The organism is Vibrio rhizosphaerae (assembly GCF_024347095.1).
GTDB lineage: Bacteria > Pseudomonadota > Gammaproteobacteria > Enterobacterales > Vibrionaceae > Vibrio > Vibrio rhizosphaerae.
On the sequence record NZ_AP024903.1, the window covers coordinates 1,567,600 to 1,594,397 of the forward strand.

23 protein-coding genes are annotated in these 26,798 nt (G+C 47.5%); 6 read left to right on the forward strand and 17 right to left on the reverse strand.

Annotated features, from left to right (window positions below; all coding sequences use genetic code 11):
- Positions 1 to 71 precede the first annotated feature (71 nt).
- From cydC to trxB, 3 genes are all read right to left on the reverse strand, one after another.
- Positions 72 to 1,793 (reverse strand): heme ABC transporter ATP-binding protein/permease CydC, encoded by a 1,722-nt coding sequence (gene cydC / locus OCV37_RS06705; protein WP_038178345.1) that lies wholly within the window; start codon positions 1,791 to 1,793, stop codon positions 72 to 74.
- Positions 1,786 to 3,576 carry a heme ABC transporter permease/ATP-binding protein CydD gene (gene cydD, locus OCV37_RS06710; protein ID WP_038178346.1) on the reverse strand — a complete coding sequence of 597 codons (1,791 nt, stop codon included), beginning with the start codon at positions 3,574 to 3,576 and terminating at the stop codon, positions 1,786 to 1,788. Before cydD ends, cydC begins: the two co-directional genes overlap by 8 nt.
- Before the next feature lie 168 nt (positions 3,577 to 3,744).
- On the reverse strand, positions 3,745 to 4,701 hold the full coding sequence (trxB, locus tag OCV37_RS06715) for a thioredoxin-disulfide reductase (RefSeq protein ID WP_038178347.1): 957 nt from the start codon (positions 4,699 to 4,701) through the stop codon (positions 3,745 to 3,747).
- Positions 4,702 to 5,090: 389 nt separating this feature from the next.
- Here trxB and OCV37_RS06720 point away from each other — a divergent pair, with 389 nt between their 5' ends.
- Together OCV37_RS06720 and OCV37_RS06725 are read left to right on the forward strand one after the other, a co-directional pair.
- Positions 5,091 to 5,747, forward strand: coding sequence for a 2OG-Fe dioxygenase family protein (locus OCV37_RS06720; protein WP_038178348.1), 657 nt, complete (start codon positions 5,091 to 5,093; stop codon positions 5,745 to 5,747).
- Positions 5,731 to 6,963, forward strand: coding sequence for a cysteine desulfurase-like protein (locus tag OCV37_RS06725; RefSeq protein ID WP_038178349.1), 1,233 nt, complete (start codon positions 5,731 to 5,733; stop codon positions 6,961 to 6,963). Before OCV37_RS06720 ends, OCV37_RS06725 begins: the two co-directional genes overlap by 17 nt.
- A 143-nt stretch (positions 6,964 to 7,106) precedes the next feature.
- Here OCV37_RS06725 and OCV37_RS06730 read toward each other — a convergent pair whose 3' ends face one another.
- The 4 genes from OCV37_RS06730 to OCV37_RS06745 form a co-directional block, all read right to left on the reverse strand.
- The gene (locus OCV37_RS06730) at positions 7,107 to 7,934 is read right to left on the reverse strand and encodes a DUF2797 domain-containing protein (protein WP_038178350.1); all 828 of its coding nucleotides are present in this window, start codon (positions 7,932 to 7,934) and stop codon (positions 7,107 to 7,109) included.
- A gap of 151 nt (positions 7,935 to 8,085) precedes the next feature.
- Complete coding sequence (locus tag OCV37_RS06735) at positions 8,086 to 8,766, reverse strand: SanA/YdcF family protein (protein WP_051680306.1); 681 nt, start codon at positions 8,764 to 8,766, stop codon at positions 8,086 to 8,088.
- 110 nt (positions 8,767 to 8,876) lie between these two features.
- A complete protein-coding gene (locus OCV37_RS06740) occupies positions 8,877 to 9,200 on the reverse strand; it encodes a DUF3392 domain-containing protein (protein ID WP_038178352.1) in 324 nt (107 codons plus the stop codon).
- A 76-nt stretch (positions 9,201 to 9,276) separates the two neighbouring features.
- Positions 9,277 to 10,965 carry an NAD-dependent malic enzyme gene (locus tag OCV37_RS06745; RefSeq protein ID WP_038178353.1) on the reverse strand — a complete coding sequence of 563 codons (1,689 nt, stop codon included), beginning with the start codon at positions 10,963 to 10,965 and terminating at the stop codon, positions 9,277 to 9,279.
- A gap of 368 nt (positions 10,966 to 11,333) precedes the next feature.
- On the opposite strand from OCV37_RS06745, the gene OCV37_RS06750 reads away from it, so the two are divergent.
- Positions 11,334 to 11,711 (forward strand): hypothetical protein, encoded by a 378-nt coding sequence (locus OCV37_RS06750; protein ID WP_038178354.1) that lies wholly within the window; start codon positions 11,334 to 11,336, stop codon positions 11,709 to 11,711.
- A gap of 128 nt (positions 11,712 to 11,839) precedes the next feature.
- Here the strand turns inward: OCV37_RS06750 and OCV37_RS06755 are convergent, their stop codons facing one another.
- The 6 genes from OCV37_RS06755 to OCV37_RS06780 form a co-directional block, all read right to left on the reverse strand.
- Complete coding sequence (locus tag OCV37_RS06755; protein ID WP_038178355.1) at positions 11,840 to 12,949, reverse strand: phosphoribosylaminoimidazolesuccinocarboxamide synthase; 1,110 nt, start codon at positions 12,947 to 12,949, stop codon at positions 11,840 to 11,842.
- 303 nt (positions 12,950 to 13,252) lie between these two features.
- Positions 13,253 to 13,663, reverse strand: a complete 411-nt coding sequence (locus OCV37_RS06760) for a hypothetical protein (RefSeq protein ID WP_051680293.1) — start codon at positions 13,661 to 13,663, stop codon at positions 13,253 to 13,255.
- A gap of 319 nt (positions 13,664 to 13,982) precedes the next feature.
- Positions 13,983 to 15,056, reverse strand: a complete 1,074-nt coding sequence (locus OCV37_RS06765) for a tetratricopeptide repeat protein (protein WP_169739342.1) — start codon at positions 15,054 to 15,056, stop codon at positions 13,983 to 13,985.
- A gap of 70 nt (positions 15,057 to 15,126) precedes the next feature.
- Positions 15,127 to 15,777, reverse strand: a complete 651-nt coding sequence (locus tag OCV37_RS06770; protein ID WP_157634868.1) for an OmpA family protein — start codon at positions 15,775 to 15,777, stop codon at positions 15,127 to 15,129.
- A 96-nt stretch (positions 15,778 to 15,873) separates the two neighbouring features.
- Complete coding sequence (locus OCV37_RS06775; RefSeq protein WP_038178358.1) at positions 15,874 to 16,557, reverse strand: DUF2786 domain-containing protein; 684 nt, start codon at positions 16,555 to 16,557, stop codon at positions 15,874 to 15,876.
- Positions 16,558 to 16,800: 243 nt separating this feature from the next.
- On the reverse strand, positions 16,801 to 17,520 hold the full coding sequence (locus OCV37_RS06780; RefSeq protein WP_038178447.1) for a DUF3334 family protein: 720 nt from the start codon (positions 17,518 to 17,520) through the stop codon (positions 16,801 to 16,803).
- Positions 17,521 to 17,701: 181 nt separating this feature from the next.
- Here OCV37_RS06780 and ydiJ point away from each other — a divergent pair, with 181 nt between their 5' ends.
- On the forward strand, positions 17,702 to 20,752 hold the full coding sequence (gene ydiJ / locus OCV37_RS06785) for a D-2-hydroxyglutarate dehydrogenase YdiJ (protein WP_038178359.1): 3,051 nt from the start codon (positions 17,702 to 17,704) through the stop codon (positions 20,750 to 20,752).
- Between the two features lie 70 nt (positions 20,753 to 20,822).
- Positions 20,823 to 21,290: a methyltransferase family protein gene (locus OCV37_RS06790; RefSeq protein ID WP_038178360.1), complete on the forward strand. Its 468-nt coding sequence runs from the start codon at positions 20,823 to 20,825 to the stop codon at positions 21,288 to 21,290.
- Positions 21,291 to 21,428: 138 nt separating this feature from the next.
- Here OCV37_RS06790 and OCV37_RS06795 read toward each other — a convergent pair whose 3' ends face one another.
- From OCV37_RS06795 to efpL, 3 genes are all read right to left on the reverse strand, one after another.
- Complete coding sequence (locus tag OCV37_RS06795; RefSeq protein ID WP_038178361.1) at positions 21,429 to 22,157, reverse strand: DUF3581 domain-containing protein; 729 nt, start codon at positions 22,155 to 22,157, stop codon at positions 21,429 to 21,431.
- A 261-nt stretch (positions 22,158 to 22,418) separates the two neighbouring features.
- A complete protein-coding gene (locus tag OCV37_RS06800) occupies positions 22,419 to 22,739 on the reverse strand; it encodes an HI1450 family dsDNA-mimic protein (protein ID WP_038178362.1) in 321 nt (106 codons plus the stop codon).
- Between the two features lie 5 nt (positions 22,740 to 22,744).
- Positions 22,745 to 23,311 carry an elongation factor P-like protein YeiP gene (gene efpL, locus OCV37_RS06805; RefSeq protein ID WP_038178363.1) on the reverse strand — a complete coding sequence of 189 codons (567 nt, stop codon included), beginning with the start codon at positions 23,309 to 23,311 and terminating at the stop codon, positions 22,745 to 22,747.
- A gap of 189 nt (positions 23,312 to 23,500) precedes the next feature.
- Between efpL and OCV37_RS06810 the strand changes: the two genes are divergently transcribed.
- A complete protein-coding gene (locus tag OCV37_RS06810) occupies positions 23,501 to 24,271 on the forward strand; it encodes a nucleotidyltransferase domain-containing protein (RefSeq protein ID WP_038178364.1) in 771 nt (256 codons plus the stop codon).
- A gap of 36 nt (positions 24,272 to 24,307) precedes the next feature.
- On the opposite strand, the gene OCV37_RS06815 is transcribed toward OCV37_RS06810, so the two are convergent.
- Positions 24,308 to 26,719, reverse strand: a complete 2,412-nt coding sequence (locus OCV37_RS06815; protein WP_038178365.1) for a DNA polymerase II — start codon at positions 26,717 to 26,719, stop codon at positions 24,308 to 24,310.
- Between the last annotated feature and the right edge of the window lie 79 nt (positions 26,720 to 26,798).

The following is a 26,798-nucleotide window of genomic DNA, read 5'->3' on the forward strand; positions in this document are numbered from 1 at the left end:
CAAAATGACATTCAAAAAAAGGTGCTTTGAAAGCACCTTTTTTTAATCCTGTTCTCCGTCACCATGACCCATTACAACGTCTGGTTGAGCGCATAATACCGACCTTGCTGTGCCATGAGCGCTTCATGACGACCATATTCAACGACTTGGCCCTGTTCAATCAGACAAATGGCGTCCATCCGTTCCAGCTCGATTAAACGGTGCGTAATAAAAATCACGGTTTTATCAGCATAATGGGTGCGTAACAAATCCATAATTTGCCGTTCGGTCTGCTTATCGAGTCCTTCTGTCGGTTCATCCAACAAGAGAATATTGCCCTGATGAAGCAGTGCACGGGCAATCCCCAGACGACGTTTCTCTCCTCCGGAAAGATGACGACCGCCGTCCCCGAGCCAGATATCCAGCCCCGGCGCGTCCAGAAGTTTATCCAGACCAACCTGACTGAGAACTTGTGTGTAAGTCATATCATCAGCATCTGGTGCTGCGATTTGTAAGTTCTCACGTAATGTGCCGTTTAAGATATCAACCCGTTGACTGACAATACTCATACAGGCGCGCAGATCATGCTCATTCCACTGCTTTAGATCAGTTCCGGCAATTGAAACTTTCCCCTGCGTCGGGTCCCAGTAGCGGGAGATTAACTGGAGGAGTGTCGATTTACCTGAACCTGTCTGGCCGACAATCGCGACTTTATGTCCGGCTGGGATATGCAGATCAACTTCCGTCAGGACTCGTTGTTGGTGGTCCGGATAATGAAAATTAACCTGCTCAAAACGGATGTCGAATGTTCCATTATGCTGGGTCGGCTCTGTTTGAAATGTCACTTCAGGTTGTGATGATAACACTTCATTCAGGCGTCGCGCCGATGTCAGCGTCTGACCTAAATGCTGAAATGCGCCGGCTATCGGCATTAATAGCTCAAAACTAGCCATGGTCGCAAAGACAACCATTGCGATCATCGGATCGGGGCCGGCCTGACCGACGCCATTACCGACAAACCACAGCATAAATACCAGTGTCCAGCCACTTGCAAGCATCAGTAGTGCCTGAGCAAAGCCACTGTAACGGGTATTCACATACTGCCGGGAAATCAGGTCTTGTTGATCTTTCAGCATTGCTGCTCGGTAAGTCGGCTCTGCACCAAAAATGGTCAGCTCGCTATAGCCTTGAATCCAGTCAAGCAGGGTTACCCGAAAATTCGCTTTGCTTTGGGTCAGTGCCGCGCCGTTACGTTTGCCGAGTTTGTAAAATAACACTGGCCAGGACAACAATAACGTCAGCAAAATTGCGCCGAGCATCAGCCCGACAGCCGGATCGAATCCGTACAGGAATGCAGACAGAACCCCCACACCCAATACACCGATAAAGACCGGGCTGATCAGACGCAGATAGAGATGATCCATGGCATCGACATCGGCTACCAAACGATTGAGCAGATCCGCATCACGCAAGTTGGCAATGCGCCCCGGAATAAGAGGTGACAGTTGCTTAAAAAAGAAAATCCGCAGATCGGCCAACACCTTGAAGGTTGCATTGTGGCTGACCACGCGTTCTCCCCATCGTCCGGCGGTACGTCCAATGGCGAAACCGCGGACAAAGGCGCTTGGTAACATATAGTTGAACGACTGTCTGGCGACCCCTAAACCTGCAACGGCTGCTGCGGAAAGAAACCAACCGGATAGTGTCAGTAACCCAATCGAGGCACACAAGGTCAGGAAAGCCAAGATCATTCCCAGTGTCAAGCCAAACCAATGTTTTTTATAGAGTTTGAGAAATGGGATCAAATCACGCATCAAGATTCTCCTTCTGATGTTCAGGTTGCAGTGTCTGGTTGGCTGTCAACATGGATTGAAATAAGCCGTCTTCATGGCTGAGTGTCTGGTAATGACCGGACTGAACAATTTTCCCGTCTTGCATCACGAGAATGTTATCAACTGTCCGGAGTTGGGCAAGTTGGTGCGTCACCAGTAACGTGGTGTGCTGATGGATCTGTTTGGCCAGCCCTTGCATCACCAACTGTTCGCTCCTCGCATCAAGGCTGGCGGTTGGTTCGTCGAGCAACCAGAATGAACCGTTTTGCAGCATGGCCCGGGCGAGGGCAAGCCGCTGGGCCTGACCAACGGACAGGCCTCCTGAACGGTCACTGATCATATAGTCCAGCCCGTGGTTTTCGACAAAGTCAGCTGCAAAGGAATCTTTCAGAGCGGTGTCGAGTTGCTCATCGGTAATTTGTCGCTTGCTGAGAGTGACGTTGTCACGAATTGTGCCGTGAACGAGTAGAGGGTTTTGTCCGACCCAGCTGATGAGTTGCCGCCAGTCTTCGTGGGAGAGATCATGAAGGTCAACACCATTGATCAGCAGTTTTCCCCGATAGGGCATAAAGCCTAAAATAGCTTGTACCAGTGAGGTCTTCCCGGCACCGCTCGGACCGACCAGAGCCGTGGTCTCGTGAGGGTTGAGGCGAAACGAAACCGGGCCAACCAGTCTTTTGCCTTCGGGACTGATGACTTCCAGATCTTCTGCCTCAATGGTGATCTGTTGTGGTGTCGGAACCGGTTGCGTGCCAGATTTAACCTCATTCACATCGATCTGGAGAAACTCAACGATACTTTCGGCTGCGCCAACGGCTTGTTGTTTGGCATGGTAGAAGGTGCCCAAGTCTCGTAAGGGCTGGTAAAACTCAGGTGCAAGAATCAGGACAAATAGTCCGGTGAATAATGTAATTTCAGCCCCGTAATAACCGAAATTCAACTCTCCGATGAAGCTGAAACCAAAATAGACCGCGGTGAGGGCAATGGATACAGAAGTAAAAAACTCCAGTACCGCCGAAGAAAGAAAGGCGATTCTCAAAACGTCCATGGTTCTCATCCGAAACACTTCCGATGCCGCACGTAAATGTTCGGCTTCAGCTTTTGTCCGGTCAAACATCCGAATGGTTGTCATCGCCTGAAGACGGTCATAAAAATGCCCGGAGAGGCGCTGGAGTGCTTTGAAGTTCTTCTGGGCAGCTTCCGCAGCTTTAATTCCGACCAGTGCCATAAACAAGGGGACTAAAGGTGCGGTCAGCAGAAAAATTAACCCGGCGGCCCAGTTGACAGGGAACACGACAATGAGGATGACAAACGGAATCAGAACGGACAGCGACATCTGCGGGAGGTAGCGGGCAAAGAAGTCGTGCATATTTTCAACTTGTTCGAGGACCAGTGTCGCCCAGCTGCCAGCCGGTTTTCCTTTGATATAGGCTGGCCCCATTTCTCTGAGTTTATCCAGAATCAGTTGCCTGATGTAGATTCTGATCTGTTCGCCGCATTTGAATCCGGCGATTTCTCGTCCCCAGCTTAGCCCCGCTCGTACCGCAATAATGGCTGCAAGTGCCAGAAAATAAGGGATTAAATCCGTTTTCGGGGTCTGTTCAATAATCAGCTGATGTAAAATCGAGGCCAGTAAAGCCGCTTGGAACAGTAAGAAAATACTGGAGAGGACACCGAGCCCGACAGCCAGCATCAGCCAGCGCTTTGCCAGTTTGCTTTGTTGGCGGAGCCAGTGATTTAAGCTACGTTGTTTATTCTTATCCATTATAAAGGCTTTTATCGGAGTGAATTGATTCAGGTGTTTTCACCCATCATGATCGCAGCGCCGCGATCCGGGGACACCCACAGGTAGGCTAGTATACAAAATAAAACCCAGTGGGGACACCACCGGGTTGAGGGGATTTCACATCAAAAATGATGAAAAATAATGGACTTATTCTGACAGGTTATCAAGATAACGTTCGGCATCTAGTGCAGCCATGCAACCGGTTCCTGCTGAAGTGATCGCCTGACGATAATTATGATCCATGACGTCACCGGCCGCGAAAATCCCGGCAATACTGGTTTGGGTTGCATTGCCTTCCAGGCCGGATTGCACCACGATATAGCCGTTTTTCATCTCAAGCTGGCCCTGGAACAGCTCGGTATTCGGTTGATGGCCAATGGCAATAAATACCCCCATCACATCAAGTGTTTCAAGGGTTTCTGAGCGGGTATCTTTCAGACGAACTCCCGTCACTCCCATATCATCACCGGTGACTTCTTCCAGCGTGCGATCGGTATGTAAAATGATTTTACCGCCGGTCACTTTATCCATCAGACGATCAATCAGAATTTTTTCAGCACGGAAGCTATCACGACGATGAATCAGATGTACTTCAGAGGCGATATTCGATAAGTACAGTGCTTCTTCAACCGCAGTATTTCCGCCGCCGACGACCGCGACTTTCTGATTGCGGTAAAAGAAACCGTCACAGGTTGCACAGGCGGAAACGCCCCGGCCTTTAAATGCGTCTTCTGAAGGCAGGCCCAGATACTTGGCCGACGCACCGGTGGAGATAATCAGTGCATCGCAGGTGTAGGTCTGACTGTCACCTTTGAGTGTGAAAGGGCGCTGGGTAAAATCCACTTCATTGATGTGGTCGAAAATAATGTCGGTATGAAAACGTTCCGCGTGGGCTTTCATACGTTCCATGAGCCCCGGGCCGGTGAGTCCTTCCGGGTCACCGGGCCAGTTTTCGACTTCAGTTGTTGTCGTGAGCTGACCGCCTTGTTGCATACCGGTAATCAGAACAGGATTCAGATTGGCGCGAGCTGCATAAACTGCCGCGGTATAACCGGCAGGTCCGGAACCAAGAATCATCAATTTAGAATGCTTTACGTTGCTCATCTTATCCTCAGGGGAATCGTTTTACTTTATCTGATTAACGATTGTAGGAGATTCCTTCATTCAATAAAAGTATGAAAAAAAGCATATTATGAAAGAAAAGGTTATAGATGGCAGGGCGGGGCGTAGCGATAGATCGAGCGGCCTGATTTTCATCATTCAGGTGCCTTGAACTGCACGGGCTGATATAGGGAAAAGTTCCGGATATTGACTTGTATCTGTCTCTCTGTTGAACGGATTGTGCGCTTTCTGATTATGATTTAGTTAAATATCCTTAAATCATCATTTTTTGTTGTATTTTGATTTATGTTTTATGGAAAGTGCAAATGAATCGACTATTCTTTTGTTATAAAAATGTAAAATCATGCTGATTCTGAATAGAGGAATTGAATATGATTCATCCACATGAGAATACCCTGCATATTACCCATCTGAGTGAGACAGCCATCCATCAACTGGCCCCTTCGTTTCAACAACTCCCGCATACCCGGCATGCTGACGGACAATATCGCCTGAGACGTTACTCGGTGATCCAGTTCATCAATGGGCAGGTTGTTGAAACAGACAAACATGACTTCACGCAATCCAGCCAATATAACCCGTTTCAGGGGGATATTAAGCGTCAGTTTGAACCGGTGTTGAAAGACACACTGATGAGTGATGGTCTGCGGGAAATGTGTGAATTGTTTGTCGAAACCAATGGGTTACCCGACGGACAAATCATCGATATTCACCAGATGCGCATTGCATCGGTTTTCGATGAGACTATGGTTTCACCGGAAGGCGTACATCAGGATGGCTATGACTATATTGCGATGATTGGGATTGATCGCCATAACATTGTCGGAGGTGAGCTGATGTTGTATCAGGATCATCATGCAGCGCCATTTTTCCGCAAAGTTTTGGAAGATGGTGAAGTCGCCATGGTGGCTGATAGTACGCTTTGGCATAACGCGACACCGATTCGTTCCATAGCACATGGCGAAGAAGGGCATATGGATGTCTTTGTCCTCACAGCAAAGGATGGCAATCATGCACTTCACGCCTGAAGCAGTCCGTCAGCAATTTCCGGTATTCCGGCAAAATGAGCCACGATTACCGCTGTTTTTCGATGGCCCGGGCGGCAGTCAGGTCCCGGCTGTTGTCGGAGAAAAAATCACACAATATTGGTCTGGCGGAACCGCGAATCTGGGCGGTTACTACCCCACCAGTGTTCAGACGGGGCAGCTGGTGGCGCAGGCAAGGGGCATGGTGCAGGCATTTTTGAATGCACCGGCACCTGACAATATTGTGTTCGGTGCCAATATGACCACGCTGACCTTCCATATGAGTCGGATTTTAAGCCGTGAATGGCAACATGGCGATGAAGTGATTGTCACGGCACTGGATCATTATGCCAATGTGTCGAGCTGGCAGCAGGCTGCTGTTGATCGAGGGGCGGTGATTCATCAGGCCCGAATTGATGAACACCAATGCTCACTGGATGTTGAACATCTGCTCGCTCTGATAAATGAACGAACGCGACTGGTGGCCGTGACCTATGCATCCAATACGACCGGGTCGATTGTGGATCTCCGACGGATTATCGCCGCTGCACATCAGGTGGGTGCGTTGGTTTATGTCGATGCGGTCCATTTTGCCCCACATCAGTTAATCGATGTTCAGGCGTTGGATTGTGATTTTCTGGTGTGCTCGGCGTATAAATTTTATGGACCACACGTCGGTATTCTGTACGTTGCACCGCGTTGGCTGGCTCATTTTGAGCCCTATAAAGTTGAACCGGCACCAAATGTCGGTCCCGGTCGCTTTGAAACAGGGACTCTGAATTTTGAGGGGTTGGCCGGGGTGATTGGCACGATCGAATATCTCGCTCAATGGGGAGATACTGATGCTTCACTCAGAATCAGACTGGCTGAGAGTTTTGCTCAGTATCAACAGCATGAACAGCAGTTATGTGAGCTGTTTTTATCGCTGATGCACACTTTACCTTCGGTACGGCTGCTCGGGGCTGATATTGCCGATAGCTCGGTGAGAACCCCGACCTTCGCATTGCACTTTGCACACCGGACACCGGCGTCTGTGGCCCAAGCGTTAGGCGAACAGAATATGTGTGTCTGGCATGGCCACTTTTATGCTTTGGGACTGGTGCGCCAGTTAGGGCTTGAAGATCAGGGAGGCGTCTTGCGTATCGGGATGATGCACTACAACACCGAAGCGGAAATTCATCACTTATTTGAACATCTGCAGCGTCTGGAGCAAGGTTAGCCGCACGATTGATGAGCGTCTCACTGGGGCCGTAGGGATGATGTGTGGCACATCGCAGTACTCACACATCATCATCACTCAGGCATCGACCGACTTGACTGGGTGGGCGGTTGCGTCAGCCGGGAAAAGATGCTTCATGGGCCTTAAAGCGGTTGAAATTCAATCTCATAAGATGTGAATTTACGAATATTGATGACTCCGGTATTGAGAATCAGATATTGCCCTTTGATTCCTTGCAACTGACCGGATACTTGCGGGTTTTTATCAAAATTATGTGACACGATTTTGCTCGGATGCTGTTGTACCGGGAACTGAATCTCCGTGATAGCCGGATTGACGGCTGTGACCGCATCTTCGCCGTATGTTTGGCGGATATTCTCAATCGTTTCCTCAACCAATGGACGAAGCTTTTCTGCCTGTTCATGAAGCGCGAGTGGATCCTGATCTTCTTTTAATAAAGTGCGCCAGTTGGTTTTGTCGGCAATATGCTGCGCCAGTTCAACTTCGATCAAGCCGGAAATATAACGATTCTTCACTTTGAAAATCGGTAATCCCTGTGTCGCCCCTTGATCGATCCAGCGGGTCGGAATCTGAGAATGACGGGTAATCCCGACTTTGAGACCGGATGTGTTGGAGAGATAAACATAATGATCCGTCATACAATGTGACTGTGCCCACTCCGGCTCCCGACAGGTTCCTTGCTCATAGTGGCAGGTTTCCGGCTTCATAATACACATATCACAGCTCGCGAGCTTCTGCATACAGACATAGCAGTGCCCCTGTGCGTAACTTTTCTTGGTACGCTTACCACAATGACAACAATAAATATTACCGGTATAGGTGAGGGATAGCGGATGGCCGAGCAGTGGATTCAGGGCGACTTCCGTTGCGCCGACCGGGAGGAAATACTCGGTGTTTGGGTTGAGGGTCGCACGTAGTTTACTGAGGGTTCCCTTGATGACTGAAGACATGACATTGCTCTTTTTATGGTTGAAATTAATCGAAATGAAGCAGGGAATCGCAATCGGGCCGGGACGGGGTTGGCCCGCGTAATGTCGCCCGTTTGCTGATACACCGACATCATCCGGTGATATTAACAGAATTGAGTCTCCTCGAGCGAGCTTACTCGTCGGTATGAGGATTTTTTGTATCGGTCGGATGATTGTCGTTCTCAGAGATTGCTGTCGATGTCTCCTCGGAGAAAATCGGCTCTTTAGGTCCGAGAAACTTCGGTTTGGCATCGATGACAAACAGATCGAGGATCGCCCGGGCCCGGGCAAAAATCTCACGGACTCTTATTTTGAGGTCCGTGCCGTGGGTCGGGCCGGGGACTGCGAAACAGGCGGCATCTATCTCATGGTAATTCGCAATAAACAATGCTCGTTCGCAATGGAAGCGCTGCGTAATAATCAAAAAATGGTTGGTATCAAAGATTTTTTTTGCCCGGACAATCGAATCGAGTGTTCTGAATCCGGCATAGTCCAAAGCAATATCTTGTTCCGGTATGCCAGCTTTCATCAAATCACGTTTCATGGTCCAGGGTTCATTGTAAGAACGATGAGCATTATCGCCGCTCAGCAGAAAATGAGTCACTTTACCTGAGCGATAGAGCCGAATGGCAGCGTCAATACGGTGGGTGTAATAAGCATTGAGTACCCGTCCCAGATATTTACTGGTGCCCAGAACCACCGCCACTTGATAGTGCTCAATATGGTCGGTGTTGGTGAGTATCTGGTTTTGTGTTTTCCAGCTGATCCAGCGATCAATGGCGAACAGAGACACTGCTAAGATAAGCAGCATCATGAGCAGACCTTTGATAGCCAGCCAGCTCAAATGACATATTTTGCTGATACAACCGCTATCGGCGCAATATTTACTGAAACGAGAATGGATAACGATACCTTTTACCTAAATTAGATTTGCCGGGTTTTCTGAGCCCAAAGCCCAATGCCGACAAAACTGACAATGACAACGACAAACATGGTGCCTCGTTCTAAATGGGCAAGTGTCCGAGCTAAGTCAGGGCTGAGTTTGACGATGATAAATCCATAACCAAATGCATTCAGTAATATAAAGGTAAATGTACGAATGACAAAGTGCTGGTTACGCAACATGCGGCGTAACAACGCATTAATTTCACCACCGAGCATAACCAACAGGCAGGCAATCAGAGCGATGGCGATCTCTTCCAGATAAGGTGCGAGATATTGTCCCGCAGGATTGAAAAAATGCAACATAGTATGAAAATCCTTGCAAATAAAAAGCCTCTGTTACAGAGGCTTATCTTATCATATTGATATTATTTGACCGCTATTAGAATGCGACGCGTTTATAGCGACGATAAACCGGTTGCCAGAAATTACGATCGATCGCTTGTTCCAGTGCTTCCGGTGTAATTGCATCGGCGACACCCTGCTCAATCGCTTTTTTCGCGACGGCCAGTGCAATTTTCTTCGAGACGGAGTGAATCGCTTCCAGCGGCGGTAACAGTGAGCCATGCCCGTTGATCGCCAGTGGTGAGCATTCAGCCAATGCACGGCTTGATTCCATTAACATTTCGTTGGTGACACGCTTTGCATTTGCTGCGAGTACACCCAGCCCGATCCCGGGGAAGATATAGCTGTTGTTACACTGAGCAATCGGGTAGGTCTTATCGCCTAAGATAACCGGTTCAAACGGGCTACCGGTTGCAACCAGTGCTTCTCCGTTTGTCCATGCAATCAAGTCACTCGGTAAAGCCTCAACACGACTTGTCGGGTTAGATAGCGGGAAGATAATCGGACGCGGGCAATGTTGATGCATTTCACGAATAATCTCTTCACTGAAGAGTCCCGGCGCACCGGATACACCGATCAACACCGTTGGTTTGGCTTCACGAACGACATCGTGTAATGAGAACCCGGTGCCTTCAGCTTCCCAATCGTGTGTATTGGATTTCTTCTGAACCAGACGCTGTTGGAAATCCAGCAGGTTTGGCATCCCTTCTTGGAGTAATCCCCAGCGGTCAACCATATAAACCTGTGAGCGCGCTTGCTGATCAGAAATACCTTCTGAAACCATTTGGGCGATAATTGCTTCGGCAATCCCACATCCGGCAGATCCGGCGCCAAGGAAAGTAATGCGTTGTTCTGACAGTTTGCTGCCGGCGGCTTTACATGCTGCCAGTAATGAACCGACCGTTACCGCAGCGGTGCCTTGAATATCATCGTTAAAGCAGCAAATCCGGTTTTTGTAACGCTCAAGCAGTGGCATCGCATTTTTCTGAGCGAAGTCTTCAAACTGCACGAGGGCATCTGGCCAGCGGCGTTGAACCGCTTGGATAAATTCTTCAACAAATGCATCGTATTCTGCACCGGTAATCCGCGGATGCCGCCAGCCCATATACATCGGGTCGGCCAGACGTTGTGGGTTATTGGTACCGACATCTAATACGATCGGGAGCGTATAAGCCGGGCTGATACCACCACAGGCGGTATACAGGGCTAGTTTACCAATCGGAATGCCCATTCCGCCGATACCTTGGTCACCAAGGCCGAGAATTCGCTCACCATCGGTGACGACGATCACTTTGACATGATGGTTCGCTGCATTATTCAGAATGTCATCAATTTGATTGCGGTTCGGATATGAAATGAAAAGCCCACGGCCACGGCGATAAATATTCGAGAAGTTCTCACATGCCGCACCAACGGTCGGTGTATAGATGATCGGCATCATCTCAGTAATGTGATTTTGTACCAGCCGGTAAAAAAGTGTCTCGTTGGTATCCTGAATATTACGCAGATAAATGTGCTTATCCATGTCATTATCGAAATTACAATACTGTTGATATGCACGGACAACTTGTTCTTGAATGGTCTCGGTCGCTTCCGGGAGCAGACCGGCAAGGTTAAATGAGCTCCTTTCTTCTGCGGTAAAAGCAGCACCTTTGTTGAGCAGGGGTGTACTGAGGAGCATGGAGCCCGCGTGGGAGATATATAAAGGGCGTTTGTCGTTGTTCATTGTATGCCTATATTTGTAGGAGGATGAAGGGGAACCGAAGCAAATTTTACGGTTACTCCTGTCGGTTGTAAATAGAGGCAATTTAATGTTTGTCTCATTCTCATTAGTTAATTTGAGGATTTTTTGGAACTGATTTATCAATGGTTGCTTTTTAGTAAATAAACCGAAGTTTATTTGTTAAACAAAATATGAATTATTCAGATCAACACGCTAAATATTTGTTCAATAGTTGTTATTTATATGCATCTGATAGAGCAATTTTATATATATTTTCGACCATAAAATATCGTTTTTTTATATTCTATTGCTATATACGGATTGGCGAATCATAGTGTGTTGATGGTGCTGTCACTTTCGTGGGGGACGAAATGATTCAACCGACCCGAATCCGGGGTGTATTTGATTACACCGCATTTCTGGATGTTGCATGTCACAAACATTGGACGCTCTTTGAAGTCTTTTTTCATACAGAGCCTAATGAACAGGACGAAGCGACACAAATGACCCGTCAGGCATTAGCCACCGATGAACGTTTGTGGAAAAAGGCACTGCAATGTCTGTCTCTGGGACGTAGTGATCAAGAAAATCTGATGATTTTGTCGAAACTGGCCAGGGCGGAAGGGATTGAAGCGTTACATGTCATGATGCCTTATGCCTTGGATGCACAGCAACTGCATGAAATTGAAACACTGGGGTGTCATGCGACGCAGATGACCGAAGCTGATGAAGTGTTAATCGAGTGGTAAATTGCAGCGAGATTGTCGGTTAACAACCGAGGCCGCTCATCGTCAGAATTGCGATGAGCGGCTGATGATCTTCTTCAGTCGGTTGAGGTTATCATTGATTTGATGACCGAAGATGTGATTCGTGAGCGTTATGAATGCTGAATGAGACCATATTCCCGATCAAGGATCTCAATAATTTCTTGTTTGGGATTGTGACTCAGGTGAATCGGCTGACCGGTAATTTTCTCGGCAATCCCGATATAAGTATCGGAAATGTCCTGTATTGCTTGCAAGGGTAAGGCATTGTCTCTGGCAAGCGCTTCTCGCTCAGGCATCCGCGTTTTGTTCAGCAAAATATCCGGATCGGGAAAGTAGTTCAGCAAAAATTGACGGAAGCCTTCTTTTGAATTTTCCACGATATGACCGACTGCATATTGTTGAGCATCCCAGATTCTGGAAGAATCCGGTGTCCCGACTTCATCCATATAAATCAGTTTATCCTGCCCCTGAGCGTCGGTGACATAACCAAATTCAAATTTAGTATCGACGAAGATCTGGTCAATCTCGGCGAGCGCCTGACTAATCACATCAAAGCCTTCTTTCAGTAACTTCTCATATAAATCGATATCTGCCGGGCGGCGGAAGTTAAATGCTGCATAATTCGCTTCAATATCTTGGCGGCTGATGTTGACGTCATCGGCTTCCGGTACGCCGGGAATTCCTTTAAGAATCCCTTTGGTTGATGGCGTAAACAGCAGTTCAGGCAGTGGTTTATCTTTGCCTAAGCCTTCGGGAAGTTGGATACCACAGAAAGTTCGCTCACCTTTTTCGTAAGCTCGCCACATTGAACCTGTGATATAGCTCCGGCAGATAGCTTCAATTTTAATTGGAGTGGCTTTCTGAACAATCCAGACAAACGGGTGGGGGATATCAAGAATATGACTGTCAGCCAAACCATGCTGGCGAAATCGTTCAAACCAGTGATTGGAAATCGCGTTGAGGGCCGCGCCTTTTCCCGGAACACCGGCAACACCACCTTCTGCATGCCAGATACAGTCAAAAGCAGAGATACGGTCACTGATCACCATAATTGCCAGCGGGGCATCTGCTGCGACGTTGTAACCTTTTTGTTCAATCAGGCGACGGCTGTCTTCTTCGGTTAACCAGTAAACGGAGCGAACTTTTCCACTGTGAACGGGTTTGCTGGTACGAATGGGGAGGTCGTCATTGACGGCGAGAATTTGATCGGCGAGGCTCATTCAGACATTCCTATCTAAAAGTAATCGGTTCAACTGACAGATACCCGTTGACCAGACACAGAGTGACAAACATCACGGGATATCCGATTTCTGAGCGCATCATACCAGAACTATTTTTCACTGCCAGAGAAAAAGCAAACGTTTGCTTTAGTGAGGTATTTTCAGCCGGTCACGAATTCAAAAAAATCCCCTCGCAGCGAGGGGAGGAAATGGGAAATTGCAGTGTGTTTTGTGGGAAATATGGTGGTGACGGTCAGAATGAACCATCGCTTTGTGATAATCATCATTCTAATGGTGATTATTCTAATGGTAGTAGTGGCTCGGCGTCGCCACGAAAAAAACTTCACAGTGGTATTGTTTACCCAATTGTTTGAGTTGTGTCTGCGCTTGTTCAGTGAGACGTTGTGAAGCCACGATGGCACAGGCATTGCCTGATAGAATCGCTTTACGGATCACCTGATACTCATCCATCGTTCGTGAGGGTCTCAGTTGTACGACTTGATGTCCCGGAATCTTGTATGAATCCAGTGACCGCAGATCTGGCCGGTGGGATTCTGATGTCACCAGTATCCACTGTTGCTGTCGGGAAAGCTGTGCCAAGCGATCATAAAGCGCATTTTCCCTTGCATCGGGTTGAGCCGCATTCTGGGATGGATGGTGGCCGGCATAGTGGTACGCTCCGGATGAGTTCATCAAATCATTCAACAAACGCATAATACTGTTTCCTTATACATGCTGTTCTTATATACAGTATTTTATATTGGATGATGGATCAAGCAGGAATTGACGTAAATTTGTACTTTTCTGTTACCAAGATCTCATTACTGAATGTTTCTTATCGTGAATGCGAACGCGTGTGCCGGATAACGGCACACCATCGCTTGTCAGCTGGGGTGTGAGGTTCGTTAAACAAGAGGAAAAATACTGCGGATGACAGGCCGTTCTGTGGTGAATGGTGTGAGTGGCCGGAACAAACTGTGTGAATGATGTCGCAATGAACAAGCCGAAACGGACAAAGATAGGTAGCGTCTTATTACTTCGGAGAATTTTGCTGCTGTGCTAAGAGTGATTTTAACGCTTGATTTAACCGTTTCATCTCTTCATCACTCCCTTTCATATCGGGGTGATAAATCTTGCTCAGCTGTTTATAACGCAGTTTGATTTGTTTGATGTCCGGTATTTCCGTGGCTGAGAAACCAAATAAGGCACACGCCAGATCGAGGCTCTGCGGGCGGGCAGGGGGCTGTTTTGTCTGCGTTTGTTGTAAGCGCTTCAGCTCTTGAAATAGCATCGTCATCTGCTGTTTTTGTTTGCGAATGGTTTGTTCCTGCTGTTTGATTTTTTGCTGCTGTGTATGAGTTCCGGGCTGGACCTGTAACGGTTCTGGCGGCTGGGATTGTACGACGGGATGAGCCGCCTCCGCTGTTTTGAGTTGTTTTTTGAGCCGTATATTAACAAGGCTCAGTAAGGTCACCGCCAGTATCAATATTGTCGCGACAATGCCGGATATGATTTGAGGCAGTGTGAGCTGATCTGTATCGATTTGAGTAGGATGAGGGTTTCCGACGACCGGAGACGATGTCGGTTCTGCGGCTTGCGCATCTTCGAGTGCCTTTCTCTGCGATATCTCTTTCATTCTGCGATGATTGAACTGCTGTTCGAGTAACTGGCTATAGCGTTGCTCTGCCGTTGGGTTGGAGAGTGCTGCAATCCGGTACCAAATCAGTGCTTGTGTTTCACCCGGCAGGTTTGCCACTTGTTCATAGAGTTGCCCCAGTTTGAACTGTGCCGCTGTGTCACCTTGTGTTGCAAGCCGGGTCAGCCAATAGATGGCTTGGGTTTGATCCGGAGTCGCCCCGTTGCTGCCATTGAGATAATCATTTGCGACCTGTAATTGTGCCTGCGTATGACCATTTTCGGCAGCTTGTTCCATCCAGTAAAACGACTGTTTGAGGTCGGCTTGGACACCTTGTCCTTGCTGGTAATGCAGGGCAAGTTGGTACTGTGCGTTTTTGTCACGCAAGATAGCCTGTTGACGGAGGGTATTGATGTCGGCTGCATAAGCAGATGCGAGAACCGGCAGCAAACATATCAGTAAGAATCTCAATCGCACTCCTGAGCCCTAAATTTGATTTTCCGGATTCAGCGACATGTCTGAATCCGGGAAATATATTGGTTTATTTCAGTGGGAGGATTTGTATTTCAACCCGGCGGTTACACTGTCTGCCTTGCGGCGTATTATTGGTGCACAGGGGATGACGCTCACCGATACCCCGGGCTATCGCCCGACCGGGAGCTACGCCTTGTGAGACCAGATACTGGCGGACTGATTCGGCTCGTTTTTCCGATAATATTTGATTGGTACGGTCGCTACCGGTACTGTCGGTATGACCTTCGATGACTAAACTGGTGTCGGGATACGCCACTAAAATTTTGGCCACACCATTTAAGGTATTATGAATTGACGCATTGAGATGATAATCGTTGGTATTAAAACCGATACCATTTTCCATGCGTAAGCGCAGCTGATGCTCTCCGACGCGTTCAACCTGTACGCCGGAATCCACCAGAGAACGTCGTAACGCGGCTTCCTGTTTATCAAAGTAATAACCGACACCGCCACCGATAGCCGCCCCGCCGGCAGCGCCGACTAGAGCTCGCTGGCGCCGTTCTCTGGCGTTATCACCTGAAGCGAGACCAACGGCAATCCCTGAAATGGCACCAATGAGTGCACCTTTTGTCGTTGAATTGGTTTCGTTTTCACCCGTTGTTGCATTTTGTCTCTGAGTTGCTTCGCACCCGGCCAGAAGCGAGAGCAGAGATAGCATGATGATGGTTCGTTTCACTGAGATACTCCCTGATTGTTTATTCTCATATCATGAATCAAAATTATCTATCACATTGTAGACAATAAATCGGATGAATTATTTCAATAATTTTGGTGCCTGTGCACCATCAATCGGTCTGTTGACAGAAATTTTACGTCCTTTTTTCAATCCGGTTTCGTAATCTTCGGTCAAATTTTTCATCGCTTCTTTGAGTTGCTTCTTAAACGTTTCCCGGTCAATGTTCTGAAATTCTCGATCAATATAACTATTGATCTTGTCTGCTGAGTCTTGATCCGGGGTGATATCGGGCAGTTTTTCCAGCGCACCTTCGATCCAGCCGGAGACAAACGAGTTCACCCGGCGGGATACTTCTTGTGTGGATGTCCCGCTGCCAGCAAAGCTATTACGAAACTGACCGGTTTGCTCGTTCATTTCACGATAGATCACATCAAAAGCAAAGGCCGCAAAAATAGCGCGATCTGCTTCACCGATAAACTCGGCTCTTTTCAGACCTTTATGGTTGAGTAATACGGCTTCTACACCAAACTTGGTGTTGATACCGCGGATAATACGGAGCAGGTGGCTGCTGATTTGAGTCGGTAGCAGATGAGAAGATTGGGTTTTCCCCATCTTGATGAATTCAATATCATCTTTATGCAGACCATATTTTAACATCAGACTATGTGCCATCTTGATGGCACTGGCCGCTTCATTCACATTGGCTGAATTACCAAGCTCCAAGCATTTGGCTATTTTTTTAAGGGCTTTTTCTTTATTCATTGACCTGAAATATAGGGAGTTGAGATGTACAGCAAAGTCAGCCATTCTAACGTTTCTGACCGAAAATGAAAAGATAGACGTCAGTGTTAAGCGGTTCTGACCGGGAGAGTAGCGGTCAGTTCACTGAGTCCTGAAAGGGTGAAATCACGCGGGTTTGATTCGTCGGATCTGCTGTAAAAGAAAACCGGCTACGTGGACACGTTAGCCGGTTTTTTGATGATATTTGCTCAGCGCAGGAGATGTTTACAGACCAAGTTGGTCGAGTAAGTCGGCTGCGTTGGCGCCAGAGCCTTGTCGATCATCTTTCTGATTTTGTTGGCTGTTATCCGATGATTGAGAGGATGAGGCATGTGCTGATTGTTGCCATGCGGATTCCAGAATATCATCTGGGTTTTCATCTTCAGAAACGTCAAATTCTTCTAACTGAATGAATTCGGTTTTATCCATCGCGAGTTCAAGATAGAAAATATTGTTTTTTTCAGTAGAAAAGGTGACTCGACGAGCTTGAGGACGATCAAGGTTGGTATCAACAGACAGCAAAACCTGTTTGTTCAGTGACAGCATTTTAGGTTGGTTCTGGGTTATGTTGGTCTGTAGCTCTTTACGGACTTTGTTGGTGAAATCTCCAACGAGCTGATTCATCAGCTCACCCAACACATCCCCGACTTCATCCGATGTATGCAGGACTGCCAGTTCTTCTTCCGGCATTCCCATGTTACGCATGTAATTACTGTAAATTTCCAGTGCAGCTTTAGCATTAAAGTTAATGACAACCAGTCCGGTAAAACCGCCATCGAAGAGCACAAAGCAACCAAAATCAGGTTTGAGTGCTGTTTTGTTAATTTTCTGAACCATAGCAGAGTAATGGATTTGCGAAGCGGTTGCTGTCGTAAGCACCTTAGAAACAGACTGGCACAACATCAGCAGAATATCTTCTGTGGTGACTACTTGACTTTTTTTCATATGATTGTCCATCAAAATATTTCAACAACAAGGCATCATGGATGCCTTTTCCTATTCCTGAGCCGAGATTCTGTTTTAATCACCTCATTAAATGTTGTAAAGTGACCTAACTCAAAGATCAAGAACAAAAAGTATTAACCCATCGCTGCACTGAAGTCAGCGTCGCACGGATAGGAAGCAAATGTTACCAAGACTTCACCATCAATCCGATATCGATCCCGTCATATTTCAATTTTTACAAGAACTTGCATCTCAAGAATTTTCCGGTGATATCGAAACGCACTATTCAAGCCGCCTTGCGGTGTCTACAGACAATAGTGTTTATCAGCAGTTACCGCAAGCAGTCATTCATCCTAAAACAACAGAAGATGTAGCGTTGATTGGAAAAATGAGTGCTCAGTCGGTTTATAAGACAGTGACTTTTTCCCCCCGGGGAGGTGGCACTGGGACGAATGGACAATCGTTGACGAAAGGAATTGTCGTCGATTTATCCCGTCATATGAATAACATTCTGGAAATCAATCCGGAACAAGGCTGGGTTCGTGTGCAGGCCGGAGTGATCAAAGATCAACTGAATGATGCTGTCAGGCCTTATGGTTATTTCTTTTCTCCGGACCTGTCCACCAGCAACCGGGCGACGCTCGGCGGCATGATTAACACCGACGCGTCGGGGCAAGGGTCGCTGAAATATGGCAAGACCTCGGATCATGTGCTGTCGTTACAGGCGGTGTTTGCCGATGGTTCGATCCTGGAAACGGATTTGTCGGCCGGATTGCCGGCACAACAGACTTATGCCGCTCACGCTCTGGCTGTCACTGAATCTGTTTGTCGGGACAAGCGGGCTCAGATTCTGGACAAGTTTCCCCCTTTAAACCGCTTTCTGACCGGTTATGATCTGAAAAATGCGCTCAATGAAGCCGATGACTCATTCGATCTCACGCGCGTTTTGTGTGGGGCGGAGGGGTCATTAGCATTTATTACCGAAGCAACGCTCAATCTGACGCCGATTCCCAAAGCGAGAGTGTTGGTCAATGTGAAATATAATAGCTTTGATTCGGCCCTCAGAAATGCGCCGTTTATGGTTGAAGCGCAGGCGTTATCGGTTGAAACGGTGGATTCAAAAGTATTGAATCTGGCGAAGCAGGATATTGTCTGGCACAGCGTGAAAGAGTTACTGTCTGACGTGCCCGGGCAAGAGATGCAGGGCATCAATATTGTTGAATTCGCAGGCCAGGATCTGGCGGAGATCGAGTCTCAGGTTCAGGCGCTGACCGACAAACTGGATCAGATGCTGGAAAATCAAGAGGCTGGCATTATTGGTTATCAGGTCTGTCAGGATCTAGCCAGTATCAATCTGATTTACAATATGCGAAAGAAAGCCGTGGGGTTACTCGGGGCTGCGAAAGGCCGCGCTAAACCGGTTGCGTTTACTGAAGATACGTGTGTTCCACCAGAAAATCTGGCCGATTTCATTGCAGAATTTCGTGCCTTGCTCGATTCTAAATCACTGACCTACGGGATGTTTGGTCATGTGGATGCCGGGGTGTTACATGTGCGCCCTGCATTGGATATGTGTGACCCGCAACAAGAAGCCATGATGCATCTTATCTCCGATGAAGTCGTCAAACTGGTGGCTAAATATGGTGGTTTGATGTGGGGTGAGCACGGAAAAGGTTATCGTTCTGAGTATGGCCCTGAATTTTTCGGTCAAGAACTGTTTCAGGAACTTCGGCGTGTGAAAGCCGCTTTTGACCCGAATAATCAGATGAATCCGGGAAAAATCTGTACACCGCTGGAGAGTGATCATCAACTGGTGAAAGTCTCGGATGTCAAACGGGGGTATTTTGACCGCCAAATTGATATTGAGGTGCGCGACAGTTTCAAACAGGCGATGGAATGCAACGGAAATGGCCTCTGCTTTAATTATGAAACCAGCTCTCCGATGTGCCCTTCAATGAAAGTCACCGCGGATCGACGCCACTCTCCGAAAGGGCGGGCAGGGTTGGTTCGTGAATGGTTGCGTCAGTTAACCGAACACGGCGTTGATATTCTTGATTTGGAACAGCAAACCCTGAATTCGACGCTCTCGGTGAAAACGCTGATTGACCGGGTTCGCCATGCTTGGCGCAAAGAGCAAGAGCATGATTTTTCTCATGAAGTCTATGAAGCGATGAATGGCTGTCTGGCCTGTAAAGCCTGTGCCAGTCAGTGTCCGATCAAAGTGGATGTACCGAGCTTCCGGGCGCGTTTCCTGAATCTTTATCACACCCGTTATCCGCGCCCGGTCAAAGATTATCTGGTTGCCAATATTGAAACCATGTTGCCGTTGATGGCGAAGGTCCCGGCGATAGTGAATGGCGCGCTGTCTCAGCACTGGGTGCAACGTCTCACGCGTTCAGCTGTGGGTTATATTGATGCGCCTTTACTGACGGTGCCGACTCTGGCTAAACGAGTGCGTGATAAAGCATTGCTTCCCTATCATTCAGAAGGGCTGGCTCAGATCCCCGAATCACTGCGTCAGGACTATGTCATTATCGTTCAAGACCCATTTACCAGCTATTATGATGCGGATGTGGTCGATGACTTTATCACGTTAGTGATCCGGTTAGGCAAACATCCGATTTTGCTGCCATTTAAACCGAATGGTAAAGCACAACATGTGAAAGGATTCCTGAAACAGTTTACGGCAACGGCCAGCTCTACGGCTGCGTTCCTTCGCGAGGTTGCTGAACTGGGCATCCCGATGGTGGGGGTCGATCCTGCCACGGTGTTGTGTTATCGCGATGAGTATCAGGAAATTCTCGGCGAGCAACGCGGCGAGTTTCAAGTCTTCAGTGTGCATGAATGGATGGCGCCACGTTTATCTGAATTTCACATTGAGGCATCTCAACCTTCGGTTGCGTCGCCATGGTATCTGTTTTCTCACTGTACCGAAAAAACCAAGTTGCCGAATAGTGAGAAAGAGTGGGCGATGATTTTCAGTCACTTCGGTGCCAAGCTTGAACCGGTTGCCGTTGGGTGTTGTGGTATGGCAGGAACATTTGGTCATGAAGCGGACAAATTCGAGATGTCAAAAGACATCTATGGGTTGAGCTGGAAACCGAACTTTGAGCAGTTGCCGGCGGAGCGTTGTCTGGCTACCGGTTATTCGTGCCGGAGTCAGGTGAAACGGTTTGAGCAGATTAAACCCAAACATCCGCTTCAGGCATTACTGACTCATCTTCAGTCGTGAGTCGTTTGGCTCAGAGCGTTGGGGAACAATGTTCTCTGAGACCATATCGAAAGGGGTGTGAAGGAGGTGAATTGTGAATGACCGCTTAGCATTGAAAGTGCCCCCCGTGCTCGTATTTGGCGTCGCACTGATTTTGATTCATCTCGGGGACTGGTGGTTACCGGCCTCGGCGGTTGAATTACCATACCGCTGGGGCGTTGTTATCGGATGCTTATTGTTGTCCGGCTGGCTGGGCCTGTCGGCTTTATTCACGTTTTACCGGGCGAAAACAACGGTCAATCCGATATCTCCTGAATTGGCTGCAACAATGGTCACACACGGTGTGTTTCGGTTGTCCCGAAACCCGATGTATCTGGGATTGGTACTGATTCTGATCGCGGATGTGTACTGGTTGGGAAGTTTCATCGGGCTGATTTGGATTATCGGATTCGTGGTGTATATGACCTATTTTCAGATTATGCCTGAAGAGCGGATACTGGGTGCCCGGTTTGGTGAGCCTTATCAAGCTTATTTACAGCGAGTCCGCCGCTGGTTATAACAGGGCGCTTACTTGTTCATCTCATTTGGACTGAATGCTAAAAAGCAAAAACCGCTGTTTGTCACAGCGGTTTTTTATGTTCATCAGCAGGGTATCGGACGGAAATAAAAGCTTAGCGCCGATTGAGCTGGATTGGTATCAGGCTGCCTGACCTGCAATCCGTGCCTGAAATGCATTTTTGAGTTCATGGAACCGGTCAACCAACTTGTCAATGGCGTTGTCGTCGTACGGACGTAATCCACAGACGACTAAGCGCTTGGTGCCTTGTCCGACAATCTGATCGTCGTTGATAAAATTAAAATGCAGAGTTACCAGCCCCCGTTTCCCATCGACATCGAATGTGGTGTGACTGAGCTTAACTTCAGGATGTGTGAGGTCAAGGTGTGTGAATGAGAGTTCCATACTTTCATACATCACGAGCGGACGTTCACAGTTAATCATCACGTTGTTGTCTTTCATCAGCGGAACCAGCAGGTGAGGAAAATTCATCCCAGAAAAACGGGCATAGCTGGTAATCACATGCTCAATGAGTGCGGGGTTGTGGCTTACTTCACCGTCACGGTTCATGTGAAGATATTCTTTGCCACTTTCATCAACCAGGGCACTTTCTTTGCCTGCCATATGTTCAATATGTAACGGTGTCAGATCTCCGACCATACCAGAAAATTTGAATTTCATATTCTGGCTAATCCCTTCTTTTTTCAACAGCACCGCAAAAAGTAAGTCACCGGGCACACAAAAGCGTTTGTTATCCTCGTCGTGAATAGGGTTGAAATCACCGGCAACTTTTTTAGCAAAGTGACTTGCTTGCTGGCGTGTGAACTGAAACTGATGATTATTGCTTGAGAAATAAGGATTTAGGAACATATTTAATATTAAGCAGTCAAAACTGACAGGAATTATATACGATTTTTAGCAAAAAAATGGTCTATCCAGATCAAAAACCAGTACAGACCACAAGAAAGTATCCGCGGCTAGTGTAGTTTGTCAGGTGGTGGGTGTCAATTTTATTGATTTGGTTATCAATTTTAAATTTCGGGGATAAATAAACCACGGTTTCGAAGCAGAAACCGTGGTCTGACTGTTGAGCGACCGTTTTATTTCGACAACATCGATGGACAGCCGTGTTTAGTCTCTTTTCCAGAAGATATGGCAAAACTTTTGTGCCGGATCCCGACTAATCAGCATTCGGGCGAAAACATCGTCTAAAGTATCATTTTCTTCGTTGACGAGACCAATATTCACTTCCGCGTAGGTTTCTTTATCGACGTCGAAGCCAACTTGTTCGCTCCAGTCATCTTTGACATCGACTAACTCAGCAGCACCGCGTTCATCAAACTGTGCCGTGAACAGAATGATATCGGCTGGTTCGAGATTATCCGGGGCCATCTCCAGAAAAATATCATAGGCAGTATCGATGGCATCATCGTAAGAAATGAGTTCATTCATTCGGGTTATGCTCGGTTCATGAATTTACGTTCAGTTGTGTTAACGACAACACGATCACCCGTGGCAATATATTCCGGCACCTGAACCACTAAACCCGTTGCAAAACGAGCGGGTTTGGTTCTTGCAGATGCTGAAGCGCCTTTAATTGACGGGTCAGTCTCTTCAATCACCAGTTCAACCGATGCCGGTAGATCCAAAGCAACGACTTGCTGATTAACGAGTACGACATACAGCCCTTGAGTTTCTTCATTAATGAAGAGTAACTCGTCTGCAATATCATCGTGTTTAAACGTGTATTGGGTAAAATCTTCGGTATCCATGAAGATATATTCATCACCATCAATGTACGAGAAACTGATTGGACGTTTGGTCATATCCACTGTTTCCAGAACATCATCGGATTTAAAGCGTTCATCGACCCGGGCCCCTGTGGTTAAATCAGTGCAGCGGAACTTATAGATTTTTGCGCCGCCACGGCCACCGGGGGTGGTAATTTCAATATCTTTCACCAACAGCATCTTGCCATTAGTATCGACGACAAAGCCTTTTTTAATTTCACTTGCCTTCGGCATTGCTTTTCCTTACATGGATTGATTTGAGAAAAGCCGATTATATACTGACTCAAGTGCGTTGATCATCTCTTGTGTTTTCTTTTATAACAATGTTTTCTCCGGCAATATTCTTTATCACTATGATTCGTGTATGATAACGATGCTTTTGGGCACCTTTTCTTTGAGTTTTTATGATGACATATTCCGGTTATGCAATTACCAGTGATTAATCCGAACATTCCTTTCCAGTCGCAGTATCAGCCTGTTGTCAGTTCTCTGATCGCATACTTAAAAGCGGGCCTGAAAGATAATTTGCACAGTGTTTATGTTTACGGCAGTGTCGCCCGGAAAACGGCTAGCCCGGGACGTTCAAATATTGATGTGATCGTCGTGACGCATCGCCATTTTGAGAATCAGAAAACGACCATCTTCAATACACTCCGCTGGCGGTTTAAAAAGGACTATCCGTTTATCACCGATGTGTCGATTGAGACGGCATTGGTGGACGAGGTGGCTTCGCTCGATAGTCTTTTCTCATGGGGGTTTCTGCTCCGTCATTGTTCCGTCTGCGTCTATGGGCCGAATTTAGCCGAGTGTTTCGGCCACTATGAGCCGAGTTGGGAAATCGCCAAGTTCTGGAATATGGATGTGGCGGATTGGGTGAGTTATTACCGGGATAAAATCGCCAAATCAAATACCCCGGATGAACAGATCAAAGCACAGCAGACTATTGCTAAGAAATTACTCCGCGCCAGCTATTCTCTGGTGATGTATCGCGATAAACAGTGGATTGATGATCCGGTCACTTGCGGGGCGCAGTTTCTGCATTATCATCCTGAACGGCAGACCGATATTGAACGACTGGGGATATTACTGAAGATGCAGCGCGTTATCCCGAAGCGTTCAGTCATTGGTTTGTTAGATGACTACGGTCAATGGTTGGTCAAACAGTATCAGAAAACCGAATTCCGTATCGGCTGATGCCTGATGACGAGCAAGATTTCATACCATCCCTGTTCAGAACAACCCTAACTGCGGCAGTGTCAGTTCATCAAACCGATAGCCGATAAACGGTAGAATAGCATCCGCAACGGGTTTGAGTTGCTTATCGATATAGTGTTGGTAATCCAGTTGACTTGACTGATAGGCAACCGGTTCGGGACCGTTCAGAGTAATAACGTATTCGATCACGCCTTTATTTTGATATTGCAGCGGTTTTCCCCGTTGCTGATTGATGTCGTCTGCCATCCGCGCCGCACGCACTTGTGGCGGGATATTTTTCTGATATTCATGCAGTTTACGCCGCAGCCGTTTACGATAGATCAGTTCTTGATCGTATTGACCGGCAAGGGTTTCAGCAACAAGTTCACGGATATAGTCACAAGGGTTTTCACCGTGAAAAACCCGAAGATACAGTTGGTACTGAAAACGTTTAGCGAGTTCAGTCCAGTCCGTTCTCGCACTCTCCAGCCCTTTAAAAATAAGCTGTTCGCCTTCATCGGTCTGAATTAATCCTGCATAGCGTTTTTTGGAGCCGGTATCTGCCCCCCGGATCGTGGGCATTAAAAACTTGATGTAGTGAGTTTCATATTCGATTTCAAGAAAGCTATTCAGGTGATAGTTTTCCCATAAGTGTGTTTGCCACCATTGATTCACCGCAGCAACGAGCTGCTGACCGATGCGGTCGGCATCAGGCTGAGAATACGTTTTCCCTAATGAAACGAAGGTCGAATCTGTATCGCCATAAATGACCTGATAACCCTGCGCTTCAATCAGGGTTTTGGTCTGTTTCATAATTTCGTGGCCACGCATCGTAATACTGGACGCCAGCCGGGTATCGAAAAATCGGCAACCCGCAGAGCCTAATACACCGTAGAATGAATTCATGATGATCTTGATGGCTTGAGAGAACGCTTTTTCCTGGTTCTTTTTCGCTTCGTCTCTTGCAGCCCAAAGCGTCTCGATCATTTGTGGCAGAAAATGTCGGGTACGGTGAAATTGCCCGCCACGAAATCCGGGCACCGCCTGATGCGCTTCAGGCCCCACGTCGAGTTTGAGTCCTTCTATCAGCCCCAGCGGATCAATCAGAAAAGAGCGGATAATGGAAGGGTAAAGGCTTTTAAAATCGAGGACGAGTACCGAGTCATAGAGATTGGGAAGCGAATCCATCACATAGCCGCCCGGACTGGCTTGCCAGTTTGCAGCACTGAGGTTGGGCGCGACATAACCAGCCCGATGAAGCTGCGGTAAATAAAGATTGGTAAAGGAAGCGACTGACCCCCCGATTCGATCCAGCTCGATCCCGGTCAGTCGGGAGCGCTGCATCACAAAGTCGAGCAGGTGAGTTTTGGCAAATATGCGGTTTACTAATTGACAGTCTTTGAGGTTATACACGGCCAGCCGGGTTTTATCATGGCGGAACATCATGTTGATTTCTTCCATTCGGTCATGTACCTGATGGATGGCTTTGCCTTCGTTGAGTAAGGTTTGCGATACGGATTCCAGCGACCAGGAAGGGAATTGATAGGTCGCTGTTTTTAATGTATCGATGCCATCGAGAACCACACGGCCGGGGAGGGTGACAAACCCTTGCTGAGACTGATTGGATGTTCTGAAATAACTGCTCTGTTGGTTTCGACCCAGCATCAGTTTCAGGTGATGTTTTTCTGCCCGGCGATGTAACAGACGGAAATCGAAATCAATGACGTTCCAACCGATAACGATGTCAGGATCGTAGCGGTGAAACCAGGCCACCATGGCTAACAAGAGAGCTCGTTCATTTTCAACCCATTCGATGAGCGGGAGATCAGCCGCTTGCCCGACATAAGAGTCAGGCGTTGCGGATGAATGTTCATCTGTTGGTGGAACCCCGATCATGATCACCCGTGAATCCATGTCACTATCGAGCCCGATTGAGTACAAATGTCCTTTTTCTGAGCATTCGAGATCCAGAGAGACGACCTTGAGTGTCGGTAGGAAGTCGCCTTGTCGGCACTTTGCGTCCTGAACGACGGTGACATGCCCATGTTGCGTGATTTGCCCCGTGAATTCAAAGCTGCCGCGAATAAAGCGTTCCATTAAATAGCGTTCGGCGAGTTTAATATCACTTTCAAGTACCTCGATCTCTTCCTGACGGCAGAGGTCATGGATATGGCTGGCGTCTCGTAGCGTATGGGTATAGCAAGCGGTCAACGGCTCATGCGCAAAACTTTTCAGTGACAGCGGTTTTAATTCGGCGGTAATGCCCGTCTCAGTCAACTTTCGGGTCAGATATTTTGCTTTTGTCGTCGGGATAAAACAGACGGGTTTCTCGTGATGGATTAAAATTTGGGTCGGCCCTTCAGGCGTTGCTGCCCAAAGTTCTATCTGTGTTGTGCCGTTTATATCCCGGGCATGACGGGTTAAAAGAAAACCTTTCCGGAGCGTCAAGCTTGGTTACTCATTTTGTTATTGATAATCACAATAATTTCATCAATTAATCGAATCCAGATCAATCTTCATTATAGTT